11 protein-coding genes are annotated in these 17,511 nt (G+C 39.2%); 2 read left to right on the top strand and 9 right to left on the bottom strand.

All coding sequences use genetic code 11. From position 1 onward, the window contains the following. Nucleotides 1–100 precede the first annotated feature (100 nt). The 6 genes from D172_RS07735 to D172_RS07710 form a co-directional block, all read right to left on the bottom strand. Nucleotides 101–1,039: a hypothetical protein gene (locus D172_RS07735; RefSeq protein WP_007378524.1), complete on the bottom strand. Its 939-nt coding sequence runs from the start codon at nt 1,037–1,039 to the stop codon at nt 101–103. A gap of 46 nt (nt 1,040–1,085) precedes the next feature. After that, the gene (locus D172_RS07730; protein ID WP_007378525.1) at nt 1,086–1,865 is read right to left on the bottom strand and encodes an SDR family NAD(P)-dependent oxidoreductase; all 780 of its coding nucleotides are present in this window, start codon (nt 1,863–1,865) and stop codon (nt 1,086–1,088) included. Nucleotides 1,866–1,876: 11 nt separating this feature from the next. After that, complete coding sequence (locus tag D172_RS07725; RefSeq protein ID WP_007378526.1) at nt 1,877–3,448, bottom strand: sugar porter family MFS transporter; 1,572 nt, start codon at nt 3,446–3,448, stop codon at nt 1,877–1,879. A 200-nt stretch (nt 3,449–3,648) separates the two neighbouring features. Continuing rightward, entirely contained in the window at nt 3,649–4,524 is an 876-nt protein-coding gene (locus tag D172_RS07720; protein ID WP_007378527.1) for an SMP-30/gluconolactonase/LRE family protein, read from the bottom strand. A 16-nt stretch (nt 4,525–4,540) separates the two neighbouring features. Then, nucleotides 4,541–5,704, bottom strand: a complete 1,164-nt coding sequence (locus D172_RS07715) for a mandelate racemase/muconate lactonizing enzyme family protein (RefSeq protein ID WP_007378528.1) — start codon at nt 5,702–5,704, stop codon at nt 4,541–4,543. A gap of 19 nt (nt 5,705–5,723) precedes the next feature. Next, nucleotides 5,724–7,145, bottom strand: a complete 1,422-nt coding sequence (locus D172_RS07710) for a sulfatase (protein ID WP_007378529.1) — start codon at nt 7,143–7,145, stop codon at nt 5,724–5,726. Nucleotides 7,146–7,490: 345 nt separating this feature from the next. On the opposite strand from D172_RS07710, the gene D172_RS07705 reads away from it, so the two are divergent. Together D172_RS07705 and D172_RS07700 are read left to right on the top strand one after the other, a co-directional pair. Next, nucleotides 7,491–9,626, top strand: a complete 2,136-nt coding sequence (locus D172_RS07705; RefSeq protein ID WP_007378530.1) for a multiheme c-type cytochrome — start codon at nt 7,491–7,493, stop codon at nt 9,624–9,626. A 348-nt stretch (nt 9,627–9,974) separates the two neighbouring features. Further along, nucleotides 9,975–12,506, top strand: a complete 2,532-nt coding sequence (locus D172_RS07700; RefSeq protein WP_007378531.1) for a TonB-dependent receptor — start codon at nt 9,975–9,977, stop codon at nt 12,504–12,506. Between the two features lie 63 nt (nt 12,507–12,569). On the opposite strand, the gene D172_RS07695 is transcribed toward D172_RS07700, so the two are convergent. From D172_RS07695 to D172_RS07685, 3 genes are all read right to left on the bottom strand, one after another. Then, complete coding sequence (locus D172_RS07695; protein WP_058230548.1) at nt 12,570–14,498, bottom strand: CRTAC1 family protein; 1,929 nt, start codon at nt 14,496–14,498, stop codon at nt 12,570–12,572. 12 nt (nt 14,499–14,510) lie between these two features. After that, nucleotides 14,511–15,551, bottom strand: a complete 1,041-nt coding sequence (locus D172_RS07690) for a family 16 glycosylhydrolase (protein WP_007375138.1) — start codon at nt 15,549–15,551, stop codon at nt 14,511–14,513. 151 nt (nt 15,552–15,702) lie between these two features. Beyond that, nucleotides 15,703–17,490: an Ig-like domain-containing protein gene (locus D172_RS07685; protein WP_007375139.1), complete on the bottom strand. Its 1,788-nt coding sequence runs from the start codon at nt 17,488–17,490 to the stop codon at nt 15,703–15,705. Between the last annotated feature and the right edge of the window lie 21 nt (nt 17,491–17,511).

The raw sequence follows: 17,511 nt of genomic DNA, 5'->3' as shown, positions 1-17,511 counted from the left end.
CAACACCCTAAGGGCTAAATGATTAAAGTAAGACACTTGGCCTCAATACATAATAACTATTTAAACATATGATGTTTGATTGAGCAAACACAAAATACATTTAATTAACAAAAAAACTCATATGCCAAGATTTATGAGCATTGCCTCTAATTAAGCCTTCATCTTCACTCGCTATGGCTTTGTGTAAAGAATCGTTATTGCCTATGCAAGGTTCTATCCCAAGTACAAAAGGGGGTATATGCTCATTGGCAGACCAACCATTGTAATTAAACCAAAGCCCTAAGTGACTTATGCTTGTTGATGAAAATTCAAACCCGCAGCTTTGATTGGCTTTATCATCAACCAGTTTTACAATTATATTTTGATCTTTATGAGTGCCCGTATTTAAGTGTTTGCTAAAAACCTTACTTGCAAAACCACTGTTATACGGCATGACTTTGCTTAGCGGCGGGACTCTAGTTGAGCACTCATTCCAGTCAACAAACACACTATTAACGTTATAAAAACGACTAAGCCCTTCATCAACTTTAAACTCCATCTGTTTGTTATTTATTAAAATACGCATCTCTGGCTTTATGGCAAAAATAGGATGCGCTGACCAAATAAAAGGGAGATTATGAGTTGTGTTATTTTTTACGTGGTAATCAACAAGCAGCCGCTTATTGTGTTTTTTTAAAGTAAACGTTCTTATAAATGTAAAAGTAGAGTCAAAAACCTCAGCTTGTAAACTAAGTATTATTTCTTCATCGCTGATATGGGTATTCGTTATCTGCCATGACTGGCACCACAACTCCCCATGATCATGTGAAAAATGCGCTTTATCGGGGATATAATCATACAATTGAGGAGAAATACTCGGAAAACATTCATCCCAGCCACCACTATCATGCTCAGAAAAATCATTGTTTTTTGAAGGTTTTAAAGTAATTTGTTTATCGTGTGCAAGCCACTCTCTATTGTGATTTAAACTCACAATAGAGATGACTTTTGCACCCAACTGAGGAATGACTGTGATAGCAAGCTCACTATTTTTTAGCAAAATAGCCTCAAACCCATGAGCTTTACAGTGTGTTAAATTAAGCACTTTAATCGTGATAAATTACAGAACGGCCACCATCAATAATTAAGCTTTGCCCTGTCATAAAACTCGAATCTGAACTGGCTAAAAATACGGCTGGATAAGCGATTTCTTCAGTTGTTCCATTTCGTTTTAAAGGATGTACATCGCCCATTGCTTTGCGTGAAGCTTGCGGATCGTCTGTTTGCTCCCACGACTTAAACGCCATAGGTGTTTCTATCATGCCTGGGCAAAGTGCGTTTACTCGTATGTTGTGCTTTGCGTATTCAACGGCCAAGTTTTTAGTTAACCCTATAACCGCATGCTTAGTTACCGCATATGGAAAATATCCCGGTACAATTTTATAAGAATGTACTGAACCTACATTTATAATACTGCCACGGCCTAAGTCTTTCATATGCTCAAGTACAGCTACAGCACACTGCCACATACCTTCAACATTAACCGCAAAGCTATCCCGCCACATTTGTGGAGTAACGTCATCTACGTTGCGCCCGGGGCTAATTAAAGCCGCGTTATTAACTAAAATACTGGGCTTGCCGAGTTCATTAACTACTTTTTCAACCATGCTTTTTATAGCCGTTTCATCACTAATATCGGTATGAGCAAAAATAGCATCAAAACCTTTGCTTTTTAGCTCTGCTACAACACTTTCACCCATTTCTTTATTTATATCAGCAACACACACTTTAGCACCTTGCTCACAAAATACGCGTGCAACTGTTTTTCCAATACCATCGGCTGCGCCAGTGACAATAGCAACTTCGTTTAATAATCGTGATGACATAGTCATATTCCTTATTTATTGAACCCAGGGACCAAATCGCGTTCAATGGCCTCAATAGACTTGCCCTTAGTTTCGGGAAGTATGAATGCCATAACAATACAGCCTACAATAGCGACGCCTCCGTAATATAAAAACGTGTTTGCTGCGCCCATATTCTCTAACTGCCAAGGGAAAAACTGCTGAATACTCCAGCTAGAAATACTCTGTACTAAGGCAGCAAATGGTAGCGCAACGCTGCGTACTCGGCTTGAAAATATCTCCGAAAATATCACCCACATTATTGGCCCTATCGACATATTGAAGGCCGCTAAAAATGCAAATAATCCAAATAAAACATACGCAGGACTAATATTTATAGAAGCATTAATAATTGCACCAGTAACAACTGGTAGCTCTTTTTTACTGTAAATAGTGGCAAGATCTGCTTTTAGAGCAACATCGGTGCTGTATATTTTATTTTCGAAAACGTGCAGCTTTATAATATCTACTTTTTGCTCTTCAACTTTGGTTATTGCTTCACTGTTAAGTGAGTACGTGGCATTTTCAAAGCCATACCAAATTGATACATGCGCAACAGCAATAAGCAGTAAACCGGTAATCGTTAATGTTCTTCTGCCGAGCTTTTCAACAAAGAATATGGCGACCAATGTAAATAATACAGATACCGCACCAAGTACTATTGTTTGCAAGAATGAGTTTTCGACGCTCATACCTATTTGTTCAAATACCGTAGGTGCATAAAACAATACCGCGTTCATGCCGGTTGCGCCCTGCACTACTGCGTAACATACAGCAAGTAATACAACAAAACGCATAGGCTTACTAAACAAGACTTTAAGTTGTTCAAGCGCACTGTTTTTTGAATCTTCTTGAATGGTTGCTTTAATATCATTAAGTACTACTTCGGTATCGTTGTTATTGATTCCCATACCTTTGAATACGGCGCGTGCTTCTTCATCACGTTTTTTGCTCATTAACCAGCGCGGAGATTCAGGAATAGTCATTAATAACGAAAACCAAATAATATTAGGCACAATTTCAAAGCCAAGCATATAACGCCAAATATTGGCTTCATTTAACCATTCAATTGAGCCCATGTTTTTAACAAAAAAGTAATTAACAACAAACGCAAATAAACTACCTAACGTTATAAGCAACTGATTAACTGATACAAATTGGCCTCGTTTATTAGCGGGTGCAATTTCACCAATATACATGGCTGAGACAGTTATAGAGGCAAATGCGACCCCTCCTATAAAGCGTCCAACAACCAGCATGGGGTAACTTACTGCAAAAGCAGAAATAACCGTAGAGAGTGAATACGTTAAAGCAATGCCAATAAGTACCTTTTTACGACCAAATTTTTGACATAAAGTACCTGTAAAAAACAGTGCGATGATTACGCCAACAATGGCGCAACCAACAACATTACCTGTTTGCAAACTGGTTAGCTCAAACTGCGAGCTAACATAGCGTAACGCCCCCGATATATTGGCCGCGTCTAGGCCAAATACAAATCCGCCAAATGCTGCAATGAGGGAGTACTTAATTGCTTTTGTTGATTGTGTGTGTGTGTCTTTCAATGTATTACCCTTAGTTTTATTTTTATACTTTTACTGTGTTGGTAATGAGTGCTCTACAACATATAAAAGAATAACATTGATAGAATTAGTAAAAACAATATAAACATATGATGTTTATCTGTGCAATGTGTTTTTCCTCTCACATCTAATTAATGTAAGAGGAAAAACACAAAATTAATATTTAAAGTAAATACTTAAAATTAAAAGCCGTCTATTTTAACGCAAGGCTCAAACACGCCTTTTACCGCATTTTTAAATGCAAGCGTAGTGCCGTGAGGTATGGCATCAAATGGGGTATCTTCTAGGCCACATTGTGCTGACGTTACGTAAAGTGTTGTACCGTCATCGCCAAACGCTGGGCAGGTAGGGCGAGGTGTTTGAGTCGCTAAGCTTTCAATTACCTTTGCTTCGGGTGATATGCAATCTACACGCGCGCCATCCCAAAGTGCAATCCACATGTTGCCTTCGCTATCAATTACAGCCCCATCAGGTGATACAGCTGAACTTGAATAGTCAAAAAACAACACACTCTCCCCTATTGGCGAACCCGTAAGTGAGTCGACGTCAAATCGGTAAATTTTTTGCGTTTTCGAATCTGCGTAATAAGCTTTAGCACGCGACTTATCAAAACAAATACCGTTGGGTATCGTTAAATCACTAACAACCTGAGTAAGTACTCCGTTGTGAAAACGATATATAGCCCCTTCGTTTTCTTTAGCATCGCCATGCATTGTGCTTATCCAAAACCCACCCCACGGATCGGCACGTCCGTCGTTACTTCTGTTGTCAGGTTTATCTGCTTCAACACTGCACAAGAAAGTTTGCTTATGCGTACTGGTATTATAGGCACTTAGGCCTTTATCACTTGCTAGTAATAGGGTTTCCTTGTTTACCCAAGCCAGAGCGGTAACCATATCATCTAAGCGTTGCCCAACTTTATGGTCGCCTTTTTTGCTGTACAAAATATGATTTGGAAAATCAACCCAATAAAGCGTTTGTGTGATCGGGTGCCACAAAGGGCCCTCGCCGACAAAATTTAGTGTGTTATCAAAAACAGTCGCTGTAAGTGTATTCATTTAACTCTCTAACTAGTTACCAGTTGGTATGTGAACCATCACGCTTTGATAAATGCGGCGCTTCGGTTTCTACTGGGGTTGCCAATCTAAAGGCGGCTTCGTTCACTTCAACACCTAAACCTGGTACTTCAGGAATAGTAAATTTATTGCCTGTTAATACATGCTGCTTCGGAAAAAGAAGTGGATCATGGGCGCCAAATTCACTAAACGGACCTTGGTGTGTTTCCATTAAGCCTAGGTTTGGTAGTGCTGCTGCAAAGTGATTTGTTGCTGCTGTACACACGGGACCAAGCGGGTTGTGTGGCATAACATCTATATAATGTGCCTCAGCCCAACCAGCCACTTTCATTGCTTCTGTTAAGCCACCAATGTTACACACATCAACACGTAAATACTGCGTAAGCCCCTGTTCTATATAAGGCTTAGCTGCCCATTTAGAGCTAAACTCTTCACCAATTGCAAAAGGAATATGCGTTAAAGTACGCAGTGTTTTATAGGCATCAGGAGATTCATGACGAATCGGTTCTTCAATAAAATCGAGTGTGTCGGGCTTTAAACGTTGGCAAAACGAAGCGGCCTCAGCCACGCTTAATCTGTGATGGTAATCAATACCGAGTGTAATATCAGGCCCCAGTACTTTTCGTAATTCATTTAAGCAACGCGCTGTTCGCGTTATAGATTCTTGTGGTTCAAAAAACTGTAAATCGTCAAAACGACTCGGTATGACTCTTATTGTTGTCCAGCCGAGCGCGATAAGCGCTTTTGCTTCTTTAACTAAATCGTCAAATTTATCAGGATCTGCTTCTGTATAACAACACGCAAAGCACGCTATGTGCTCGCGTTGTTTACCCCCTAACAACTGATAAACAGGCACTTGTAATGACTTACCTAAAATATCATAAAGTGCAATATCAATTGCCGAAATAGCAGCCGTAATTACACGGCCCCCTTCAAAATAATGACTACGATAAAGCTCTTGCCAAATACGGCCTATTTTACGCGGATCTTGCCCTTTTAAAAAACCCGAAAAGTGCTGTATTGCGCCAATAACTGCCTGCTCTCGATTTGATAAACCCGATTCGCCCCAGCCAACTATGCCACATTCGGTTACTACTTTTACTAATAGCTGATTACGTTTTCCTACGCAGCCTAAAAGCGCTTCAACGGATTCTATTTTCATTATTATTACCTATGCGTTATTAAGGTTGAGTTGCTGGTAAACGGTATTTATCCATGCGGTCTATATCATATTTTTCATATTTTCTTTTTAATAACCAGCGCGGGCGCTCTAACGTTAATTCCCATTCAAACAATGATTTAAACATAGTTTTAACACGTTCAGGATTTTTTGCTGCTAAATCTGTTTGTTCACTAATGTCAGAGCTTAGGTCGTATAGCTCTGCTGGTCTGTCTGGGTAACGAATGAGTTTCCAATCGTTATCGCGTATTACAGCTCTGTTTTCTTTTTTCCAGTACATCACTTTATGTGGGCGTGCTGTGTTTTCACCTTGAATATAAGGGAGTAAATCAACGCCATCAATATCACTACCTAACGCTTTACCTTTAGCTGCACTGTAAAAAGTAGGCAGTAAATCGAGTGTGCTTACTGGGTAGTCGTAAGTCGAACCTGGTTTAATATGCTTTGGCCAACTAATTAAAAATGGTACACGAATTCCCCCTTCTAACTGGTTTGATTTAGTACCTGCAAGTGGTGCATTATTTGATGCGTTTTTATCAGATGGGCCACCGTTGTCGTTTGAAAAAACTACAATAGTATTGTCATCTAAGCCTAGCTCTTTAAGTTTATCAAGTACGTAACCACTGGCTCTGTCTAGACCTAGGGTCATTGCAGCAAGTTCTTTACGTTTACCTGTTAAGTTTGGAAACTTAGCTAAATCTTTAGGATCTGATTCAAGCGGAGTATGTACTGCATTAAAAGCTAAGTAGATGAAAAATGGTTCGTCTTTGTTTTGTTCAATGTATTTAGCGGCTTCTTTACCTAACACATCGGTTAAGTACTCTTTTGGCTCTTCGTAATTACCAAAGTCGCGTTCTAATTTTTTATCAAAAAAATGTTTGTTTCCATTTTTCATTTCTTGTTCTGAATAGTTAAAGTAGCTTCTGTCGCCACCTCTAAAACCTAAAAAGGTATCAAAACCACGTTTTAAAGGATGAAATCTATCGGCGTCACCTAAATGCCACTTACCAAATACCGCTGTTTTATAACCCTGCTCCTTAAGGTAATCGCCCATTGTTTTTTGATCTAATGGCAAGCCCATATCTGCACCTTTAAGTGCCGAGTTATCACTCATAAAACCCGGTACATTAATTTCTTCGTAACCAAAACGTTGCTGGTACTTACCTGTCATTAAACCTGCGCGTGAAGGACCACAAGTAGAATCACTCACGTAACCTTGGGTAAAACGGACACCGCTTTGGGCGAGTTTATCTAAATTAGGTGTTTTAAGCTGCGTACTACCTTGAAAGCCAAAATCACCAAAACCTGCGTCATCAGCAAAAATTAAAACAATATTAGGTTTTTCTGTTTGTGCTTTTGCCATTGCATTAGCACTAACGCAAAAGCCTAAACATACAGAAAGAAGAACAAGTAGCTTATTCATCACAGTTTCCTATTTAATATAATAGTTAAGCACATAGCTAAAAAATATTAATTACACCATAGCTAACATATTGGTTATATTAGACTATTACGGCTAGTTAATTTTATGGTTGAGTTGTAAATAATGCGTTTATAAATCACAATATCGCTACACTAAACAAAACATAACAATATTGCAAACATATGATGTATGATATTTTGAAATTAATTTTTCAATTTCTTACTATTACTTAAGCCTAATTAATAGTGTCAGTTTAAAGGCAAAGCCTATTTACTGAGTGCTTAGCTGCGGCCCGTTATTTAATTTTAAGTATGCATTGGTGTGCTATTAAAGGTGAATTCTAAAATGATAAATATAAAAAACAGCCTTTTTGTTGTTCTTTTTTTATGCAGTTGTTTTTCAGCGATTGCAAATGAGGAATGCCAGTCTTGTCATCAACAACAAACCCATGATTGGAAACAGTCAGACCATGCAAACTCAATGGCTTTAGCCAATGAAGATACCGTGCTTGGGGATTTTAATAATATAACCGCGACCCATTTCTCTCAAAAAGCCGTGTTTTATAAAGAAAAAGATGCCTTTTTAATTGATTTGACCGAGCAAGGCACTAAAAAAACGTACACCGTAAGTTATGTATTTGGCTTTGACCCGCTGCAACAGTATTTAATTGAAGTTGAAAAAGGTAAGTACCAAGTATTTCCTTTTGCATGGGATAGTCGCGCCAAAGCACTTGGCGGGCAGCGTTGGTATGCAAACTACGCTAACGAGGATGTAAAACCCAACGACCGCCTCCATTGGTTGCAACCACTGCAAAACTGGAACGGTATGTGCGCCGATTGCCATTCGGATAATTTAAAGCGTAATTACAATACTGAAAAAGAAAACTTTGATACGCACTTTTCAAATATAAATGTGGGCTGTAAATCTTGCCACAACGATATAACGGACGAACATAAAACTAAAAAAATCATAAAGGCAGCTCAAACAAGCCCGACCAATACGTCGCAGTGGAAAATTATCGGTGATGATAAAATTGCCACTTGGCAAGGTGAGCCCCGCGATAACAGCTTTATGCAAGGCTGTTATGCGTGCCACTCGCTTAGAAGCCCGCTTACTGATGGTTTTGATAACAACCAAGCGTTTTTGGACCAATTTAGTCCTTCATTTTTAGAACCTAATTTGTATCACGCCGATGGTCAAATTAAAGAAGAAGTGTATGTGTTTGGCTCTTTTGCACAAAGTAAAATGTACAAAGCCGGTGTTAACTGCGTTGACTGCCACGATAAACACACTATGAAAGTTAAAACAAAAACGAATGGGCTGTGCTTGCAGTGTCACAGTGCCAGTGAATACAACAAACCCGAGCATCATCGTCATAAAGAACAATCAACCGGTGCGCAATGTGTTAATTGCCATATGCCTACAACTAGGTACATGGGCGTTGATGACAGGCGCGACCATAGCTTTAAAATTCCGCGCCCTGATATATCAATAAAATACGATACACCCAATGCGTGTGTGCAATGCCACGACGGTCAAACAAACGAATGGGCAGCAAGCACACTTGAAAAATGGCATGGTAAAGCACCGGCATTAAGTGCAAGCGAGCACAGTATGCTTGAGTTACGCTCACTCAAAGCCATATCGCAAAATGCACATATGCGCTTGATTAATGACTTTTCGTTAAACGAAATAGATCGCGCCAGTGCAATTGCTTATTTAGGCAATTCAGGAGCTGAGCTAAACGATGCCACAGTAAAAAGTTGGGTTAATTCACCGCTTCCGCTTATTCGCTTGGCGATTGCTAAAGTAGGCTTTTTGCTGCCCGAAGCAGAGCGCTTAAAAAGCTATAAGCAACTATTAACCGACGAATTAAAGTCGGTGCGTGTTGCTGCAGCGCAAAACCTAAGCCAAACAACAGCGCAGTTAAATGGGCTTAATCAATCAATTATAGAGCTTGCACACGCTAATACTGTAAATACATGGCGCGGTGAAGGTAACATTAATCAAAGTATGCTCGCGCTCAACAAGCAAGACATAAACGGCGCCATTGAATCGTTACAAAATGGCATTAGCGTTGACCCTTACTTTGATGCAAGTTATGTAAATCTAGCCGACATTTATTACCGACTTGGCCAAACAGAAAAAATGCAAAGCACGTTGAATACAGGTTTAAAAGCAGTGCCTACCTCTGCGCCGCTACATTATGCAAACGGTATGGCGCTTATTAGAAACGGTAACAAACCCGCTGCTGTTGACTCGTTTAAACACGCAATGGCACTTGAAAGTAACAACGTGCAATACGCCTATTTGTATTTTTTAGCGCTTGATAGCATTGGGCTAACAACACAAGCTTTAGATGAATTAAAAGTACACATTGCGCACTATAATAATGCAAACCAACTTAAAGGGTTAGGCATTAGCTTTGCTCAAAAAAGTAAAAATAGAGATGCTTACCTCTTTTTTGTTACGTTAAAGTAGATTTTTAAATATATATTATATTTTATTCTAAAATTCACCTTTAAATTTAAAGTATTTACTTTCAACAACCTAAGTTTCATCTTGGCTATTTACACATAATAGAACAAGGTGAGACTTCACCTATTTTAAAGAAACATTTAATAAACAACAATTCAACATATTGCAACCATAAACATCATATGTTTAAATTGTTAACATGAATATGATTTGATAAAGCTTATTTCACTTGTTGTCTGTAATACAAAATACAGTGGTGAGTAACATTTTGTTAATCTGATTCTAAAAACAGGTAATGCCGTCGCAATATCTGCACACACATAGTAATTATAAAGAAACGGAGTAGTTAAAATGCTTAAACACAGTAAATTGCATACAGCAATATTGCTTGCATGTTGTTCTTTATCGGCTTTCACATCGACCGTATACGCACAAGAAGAGTCAGTTAAAAAAAACACAGATGACGATTTTGAAATTATTGTAGTAAGCGCACAAAAGCGCGATCAAGCACTTAAAGAAGTTCCTTCGTCTATTGAGGTGCTTAGCGGCGATTTAATTCAAGAAATTGGCATCGATAATGGGTTTGATCTAGTGACCTACTTACCTGGTTTTGGTATTGATGATAGTAGTGAAATAAGAACCACCACATTAAAAACACGTGGCATAGGTACTTTTACAAATTCAATTGGCTTACAGTCTTCAAATTTAGTCGTTATAGATGGCGAAGTGCTACCGCGCCAATCAATGCTCAACTTGCCTATTTCAGATGTTCAACGTGTTGAAGCTATGCGTGGGCCGCAAGGTACACTCTTTGGCCAAAATACATCTACAGGCCTATTACATTATGTAACTAAAAAACCTCAACTAGATGACAGGGTTTCAGGTACGGTTAGAGCACAAGTTACTGAGTTTGATGGCACTGATTTTAGCGGTACTGTAAATGTACCACTTAACGAAAACTGGGCAGCTCGATTTAATGCACAATACAGTGATATTGATGGCTGGATAAAAAACACCATGCCTGGTGAAGAAGACTACACTATTGGCGCAAAAACAACAAAAGCAGGCCGCGGCCAACTTTTATACGATAACGGCCAAGAATTAAATGTACTATTTCGCTTAGAATATTCAGAAACAGACACAAACTGTTGTTCACTTACTCGCTTAGGTGGCATTAACCCAGATTTTGGCCCACGCCCAATCGTTAATGTAAAAGACGATGGCACTATTGAAGGCACCACTTATAACCGTGTTAATCCTGAGTCTACTTTTGAAGAAGCTGGCGGCCCGGTTACATCACGAAACGCTGAAGGTAACTTTGGTAGAACAGAGAACTTTGGCTTTTCAATATCTGCTGATTACTACCTAAATGATGAAATTACGCTTAGCTACAATGGTAGCTACAGAGACTTTGATTTATATAACAGCTCAGCATTTTTCACTATTAATTTTCCTGTAGAGCGAACCGCCTTTGGTGGCAACGAATCGGTTGATGTACTTCAACAAGAATTTCGTATCTCATCGTTTAACAATGAAAAGTTTGATTGGGTATTAGGCCTTTTTTACCATGATACCGACGGCCAACGCTCAGAGGTTCGCGATGGCTGTATTGCAGGTAACCGAGGATTTATTGAAGGAGGCGAATTAACTGGTTGTTATTCAAGACAGTCAACAGATGCTTTTTTAGCTAACTATGCAGCCACTGGCGATGACGACCGCTCATTATTGACGCCATCTCGTTTACTAAATAGTGGTGATTTTACAACTGGTTTTGAAAACGTCGCTATTTTTGGACAACTTGAATATCAAATAACTGAGCAATTAGATGCTACTTTTGGCTTTAGATTATTACACGAAAAAAGTAATGCGACCTTTGCCCGTACAGATTTGGCAACACCTTCTACGGGTGTTGGAATGGAAACATTCGATGAAGTATTAGAACTTGCTCAAACTGATCCATCGCTTATTTTACGCCAAGACGCGCCAACTAAGTTTGATAACTCAGACACAGCCTTTATCTATAAAGCAGTTGTTGGATATGATTTTACCGATGATATTCGCGGTTATGTAAATTATTCTACCGGCTATAAAGGCGCATCTTATTTTGTAACAACAAATACAGATCCTGCGGACGCAGACAACTTCCCTACCGATCCTGAAAACTCTTCAAACTTTGAAGTAGGCCTGCGTTCAGCGTATTTTGATAACGATTTACTGTTTAACTTTACCTACTTTGATATGAGAGTTGACGATTATCAAGTACGTGCCAGCCGTGTAATAGATGAAGAAAATAACATTATTTTTGCAGGCTACGTGAACGCAGCACAAGCGCGTTCAACCGGTATTGAAGCCGATGTAGTGGTTAAAATATCAGATAAATTGAAGTGGTCATTTAACTACGCTTATTTTGATGCACGTTACGAAGACTTTGCTGATACACCTATAAATTGTCCTGCTGGTGATGGTGGTTTACTTGCTTCTCGCTGCACTACTGATTCAACAGGTCGTCAGAGCTTTGATCAAACGGGTTTATCTTTCCCTAATAATGCTGAGCAACAATTTTTAAGTACTATTTCATACAATACACAAATTGCTGATACTGGCTGGAAAGCAAATACTAGTGCAGTTTGGCGTTATAATGGTAGCCATACGCAATCAATTAATGAACTTGCCTTTGGCGAATCAGCTAACCCATCGTCAAGCATTTGGGATGGTTACTTGAGTGTAAGCAAAGATAACCTTCAGTTTAGTGTCTTCATTAAAAACTTATTTGATAAGTCGTACACTACTCGCCAACGTATAAACTCTGAAGGTTTTGGGGAAGCATTCTATCCTCGTGACTGGAGTCGTTATGTGGGTGCAAGTGTTCAATATAGCTTTTAATTAAAGTATCAATACAAAAAATAGCGCTTAATAAGCGCTATTTTCTTACTTACACTTAATTACTTACAACGGCTCTTTTCTACCAACTAACTCCCCGTTAGCATCATTTATAACCGCATTACTAATATCTATATACTCATTATTACTCCAACGAACCGATACATTATTTATCTGTGTACACGTACCTAAACCAACGTGTAGCTTGTTATTTTCACTTTGTGAAAAACCTGCACCCGTTGAGCCTACAACACGCTTATAAGTATGCCCACACGCTTTTATAGTAGCAGTAGCTCCCAATGCAGACACGCCAGCGTTAGGTGAGTAACCAATATTAGTGATCAAAAAATTATGCTGTGCATCTAAAACACTGTTATTAGTAAATAGGTGCCAACGGCCCCGCTCGTTTGAGTAGATTAAATCAAGGTCGCCGTCATTATCGTAATCAAAGGCCTGTGCACTCCCCCCGGTTGCTCCAAGTTCAGTTGAAATAAGACCATGATTTTGTAAAGCCTCAAATCCTTGACCGTGCTGATTTAAATACAGTACCTGCTCGTTAGCTCTTGCTGGATTACCATAACGTAATACAATTAAGTCGCTCCAACCATCGTTATTAAAATCCCCGGCTACTGCACTGGTTGTAGGCTCGCTAAGATTAATATTTAGCTTGGCTGTTGCATCAACAAATTTACCTTGCTGGTTTTCTAATAATACCGCTGGTAATGGCTCAAGCCCTTTTACGTTGGGTGAATTAATCACTCTTTTAATAACACCCGCTGTAGGCGATTTAGTATCCCCCGCGACGCGCCAAGTATCATTACCTAAGTAACCTATATATAAACCTTTTTTACTTAAATTTTTAGGCCAGCCGGTTGCTTGCTCTTTTTTTACATGTACCGTACGTTCACTGCCGCCGTGCCCTTTTAATATTAAAGGAGCGCTATTTTCTCCAATAAACACATTAAAATGAGGGTAAGCCATTTGCAGGTTTTCTATTTCAAAGTCACCCGATATTTTAAAGTCTTCAAATTTAAATGCTTCGTTACGAGCAAAAAAAGCAAAGTTTTGAGATTGAGCATCGTAAAAGGTGTGTTGTTCAAATTGATGTTTAGCGCGCGTTAAAAATAAATCAAAATCACCGTCATTATCAAAGTCGATTTCGGTCATGCTACTTACATGACTAATATTACGGTTATTCCCTAATACAGCCTTACTTTTATTTTTATAGCCTAAATCAGATTTGCTCTGCACTGCAACAATGTCATCTCCACCGTAAAAAAATAAATCATCGTGCCCGTCATTATTAAAATCACTTACTAAGGTTTTATAACCAAGCCATTTAGCATTAGGTAAGTAATCGACAAACTTAAAATGATTATGTCCTTCGTTTTTGTATATATGGTTCGCTCCTTTTTTTTGCCTATTTAATGGAAAAGCAGAAAGTACTAAATCTAGTACGCCACTGTTATTACCATCAACTAATTTAACCGAACGTCCGCGTGTGCGTTCAAAATCATCAAACGTTTTTCCGCCTTCAACAGTGCGGTCATGATTTATTTGAAACGACACAGGTAAACGAGGTTTTAAGCCACCACCACCTCCTTGGGCAATTATTAAATCCATACGACCATCTAAGTCGTAATCAGCAACAGCAACACCATGTGTGTCGCCTTTAATAATTATCTGTGGTGCTGAAAAGGTATTATCTTTGTTATTCCAAAAAATTTTTACTGCGTGGGTATGCTCAGTAATTAATACATCTTGATAACCATCTTTATCAAAGTCTACAATCAGCGCGCTATCCCACTTACGGCGCGATAGGGGCTCAAAAGGTATAATGTTTTGCGATTCTCTAAACATTAATTTATTACTGCGGTTGTCGCTTAGTGTTTCATTGCTTACCCTTTGAGTAGTGTTACATCCACAAAGCAGAATACTTGTAGCAATCAGTGATAAACAAAATAATGTGCTTGCTGGCTTAGTATTTTTTTTCATTTAACCCACTCCTTACTTAACTGACTGTATTGGTTTTTGCTGCCAAACACGGATGTATTCAATTTCAAAGTCGACTACACCATCATCTTTTTTACCTTCAGGGCTATTACGTTCAAGCTCTTCTTTACTTTTTGGTACGCCATGCCAAGGAAAAGTCTCCTGATCAAGCCATAAAAACAGTGGCTTAGTGGCTACATAGCCTGTATCAACCCCACGATGCTCTTTAGCCCAGGCATCAGCTTGTGCTGCAGATACTTCGCTAAATAATTTACCGTCAACATAGTATTTAATTCCATCAGCACTCCAATCGATTCCATACACATGAAAGTCATCAGCCACTCTAAAACCTAAGTCTTTTCGCTCTGTATAAGTGGGCTTGCCCATCACCTTTTTATTCCAATCGCGGATTGACCACCATAATTCACTGTCTATGTGATCTTTTTTAGGATCAAGCGAGTCGCCAAATAATTCAAAAAAATCAACTTCTAACTTTTCACCCATCGACCAAAATGCACTGCTTATTTGCGCATCAGCGGCTTTACTTTTAATTTCTATGTACCCGTACTGAAATGACTTTCTGCCAATAAAGCATGCCGTTGTCAGGTTTTCGTATTTAAGTGCATCGCCAAACACGGGCTTATGTATTTTTTCTTCAAATGGAAAGTCTGGCTCCCAACGTGTTTCAAGCTTTAGCTTACCATCTTCTAAACGGTAGTTATTACCCGAAAATTGCGAAGGTGCTCGGCCTTTCCATACTTTTTTATTTGGCTTATCTGGGTGCTTATAAACGGGTTTACCCTTTTCTAGTTTACCCACAATGTACCAACGTTCTTCATCAATAGTGCTGGCTTCAAATTCATCACTTACTTGAGTGTTTAAAACCCATGCGCCTTCATTTAACGGATCGGTTAGTGGCAATACATTTTTAACACGCAGGCTCTTTTGCGTATTACTCGCGGAATCACTACTGCAACCGCCAAGAGTTATTACCGATAACAGTGCTGCTGTGAACGTCAATTTATGCGCTTTTATATTTTTTAATTTGTAGTTCATGATGTCTCATTATTTGGTATATAAATTAGTGTGAAAGTTAGAAGTTGGTGTATAAATAGATTTTTCATCGAGGCTTATAAGCAAACAAAGCGACTTTAAACTTATTTAGTTTAAAATCGCTTTAACAAATACTATTTTGTACACGTGTTACCTAAATGTCGGTACGAATAACAGCATAATCATCTATTAAAAGTGAATTCCCTGTTGGTAATCCATACACTTCCCAAAGAGTAAACACATCGGTTACTGAGCTCCACGTTGCTGGAATAGCCCATTCACGTGTACTAGTTGAATCCTCTTCAAACTCGATATATTGCCACTGCGTAGTGGCTGCGAGTGCTGCGCTAAATAAGCCGGCTTCTGAGTAACGACCTGTAAATCCATTTGCATCCTCAGGTATGCCGTCATAAACCCACGGTACAACAACATGACGTAACGTAACGGGTTCAACTGGCACTTGATTTAACTTAACCCACACGGCATAACGGTATGTTTTACCAACAGATTCAGCACCACGCCCATAGTTGGCGCTATACCAGTTACGTTGTTTATTCCATACTTGCTGAGTTGCAAAAGAGTACGGTGTATTCGCTTCACCTTGAGTAGCAGTGCCCGCTGTAATTTCAAGCGATCGACCATTACCCGACACAGAGGTTGCCGATACGCTATAAGTGGCATTGCCTTTATAAGGTGCGCCTTCACCATTGAGGTTAAAGTCGGTGTTAAAGCCTGCTTCGTGTTCAGACACACCCGGCTCACACATTTGGTTATTAACAGTATTAACCGTAATACTTTTTTGCGAAATGAGTGATAAAGGTGTGCTTGCTGTATCGCCATCAATAAGTTCAACCGTTACCGTATTTGAGCTGTCTATTGTTGTAGGTGCTTTAACGGCAAGTACTTCTCCAAAGCCACTTTTAGCGGTTAAGCTTTTAGTAAATGAAACCTCATCACCAAGTGTCCAATCAAAAGTATATTCGCCACTTAACTCTGCGTTTAGTAAAGCAGGCTGCACTTTTACACCACTGGCCACACAGATTGGAACGTCCTTGTTACCTGAAGAAGCGCCTAACTCGTTTTTATCGTCGTTTGTTATTGCAAGACTAAAAGCACCTGTCACTGTAAGTGTGGCGTTTGCTGAAGCTTCGGGGTTATCAACACTTGTGGCTGTAATAGTCGTTTCACCGGTATTTTTAGCGCTAATAAGGCCATTTTCATCTATAGTTGCGATATCTTCATCTACAATTGAATAAATAAGTGCGGGGTTACACGCGTAACTTGGTATCGCTGATGCGAATACACTTGCTTGACCACCAGCAGGGATTTCAATCGGCGAGACGCTTACTTCAGTTACAACGTCATCAATAGCATTGACAGTTAATTGTAATGTACGAGTAGGCAGCGCACCGCCCGGAGCAATAACTGCACCATTATTGATAGAATATGTAATGTTATAAATAACTTGACTCGGAAAGTCTAAGTTACCATCAGCAATAGGGTTACCATCGCCATCTAAAGCGCCTCTTATATCGGTTTGGTCGCATTGTCTTAATGCCGCCGAAAACGCATCGGTATTTATAACTAATTTAGTGCTATCACTTGATTGCGTGAAAGGTGAAATTCGGTGTGATGCAATAGTATTAGCACTTGTTTGTGGGGTAGTGAAATTATTATTAACCACAAACTCTAACTCACTTACGTTTATGGTTGCACCTGACTCAGAGGCTGGTTTACCGTCGATTGTTACGCCTTGCAGTAAATCAATTTCTTGAACTCCGGACTCCTCATTTAATGTGCTCGTGATCACCGCGGTATCGATTACAAGAGCTAAATCAGATTTAAACTGCGGATCATAACCTTCATCCGTTCCGCCGCACCCTGTTAATACTGAAAATATAACACTGCTAATTGCTGTTTTTATTAGTAAGTTATGTTTCATCTTACTCTCCAAGATTTGTAA

It is taken from the genome of Pseudoalteromonas sp. Bsw20308 (assembly GCF_000310105.2).
GTDB classification, from domain to species: domain Bacteria; phylum Pseudomonadota; class Gammaproteobacteria; order Enterobacterales; family Alteromonadaceae; genus Pseudoalteromonas; species Pseudoalteromonas fuliginea.
The sequence above is the reverse complement of the archived record's forward strand: the minus strand, read 5'-3'. Positions and strand labels throughout refer to the sequence as shown.

Coding starts and splice junctions, on each gene's coding strand:
- D172_RS07730 (WP_007378525.1), bottom strand. CDS start 1,865: ATGTCATCACGATTATTAAACGAAGTTGCTATTGTCACTGGCGCAGCC.
- D172_RS07705 (WP_007378530.1), top strand. CDS start 7,491: ATGATAAATATAAAAAACAGCCTTTTTGTTGTTCTTTTTTTATGCAGT.
- D172_RS07720 (WP_007378527.1), bottom strand. CDS start 4,524: ATGAATACACTTACAGCGACTGTTTTTGATAACACACTAAATTTTGTC.
- D172_RS07710 (WP_007378529.1), bottom strand. CDS start 7,145: ATGAATAAGCTACTTGTTCTTCTTTCTGTATGTTTAGGCTTTTGCGTT.
- D172_RS07690 (WP_007375138.1), bottom strand. CDS start 15,551: ATGAACTACAAATTAAAAAATATAAAAGCGCATAAATTGACGTTCACA.
- D172_RS07700 (WP_007378531.1), top strand. CDS start 9,975: ATGCTTAAACACAGTAAATTGCATACAGCAATATTGCTTGCATGTTGT.
- D172_RS07695 (WP_058230548.1), bottom strand. CDS start 14,498: ATGAAAAAAAATACTAAGCCAGCAAGCACATTATTTTGTTTATCACTG.
- D172_RS07715 (WP_007378528.1), bottom strand. CDS start 5,704: ATGAAAATAGAATCCGTTGAAGCGCTTTTAGGCTGCGTAGGAAAACGT.
- D172_RS07685 (WP_007375139.1), bottom strand. CDS start 17,490: ATGAAACATAACTTACTAATAAAAACAGCAATTAGCAGTGTTATATTT.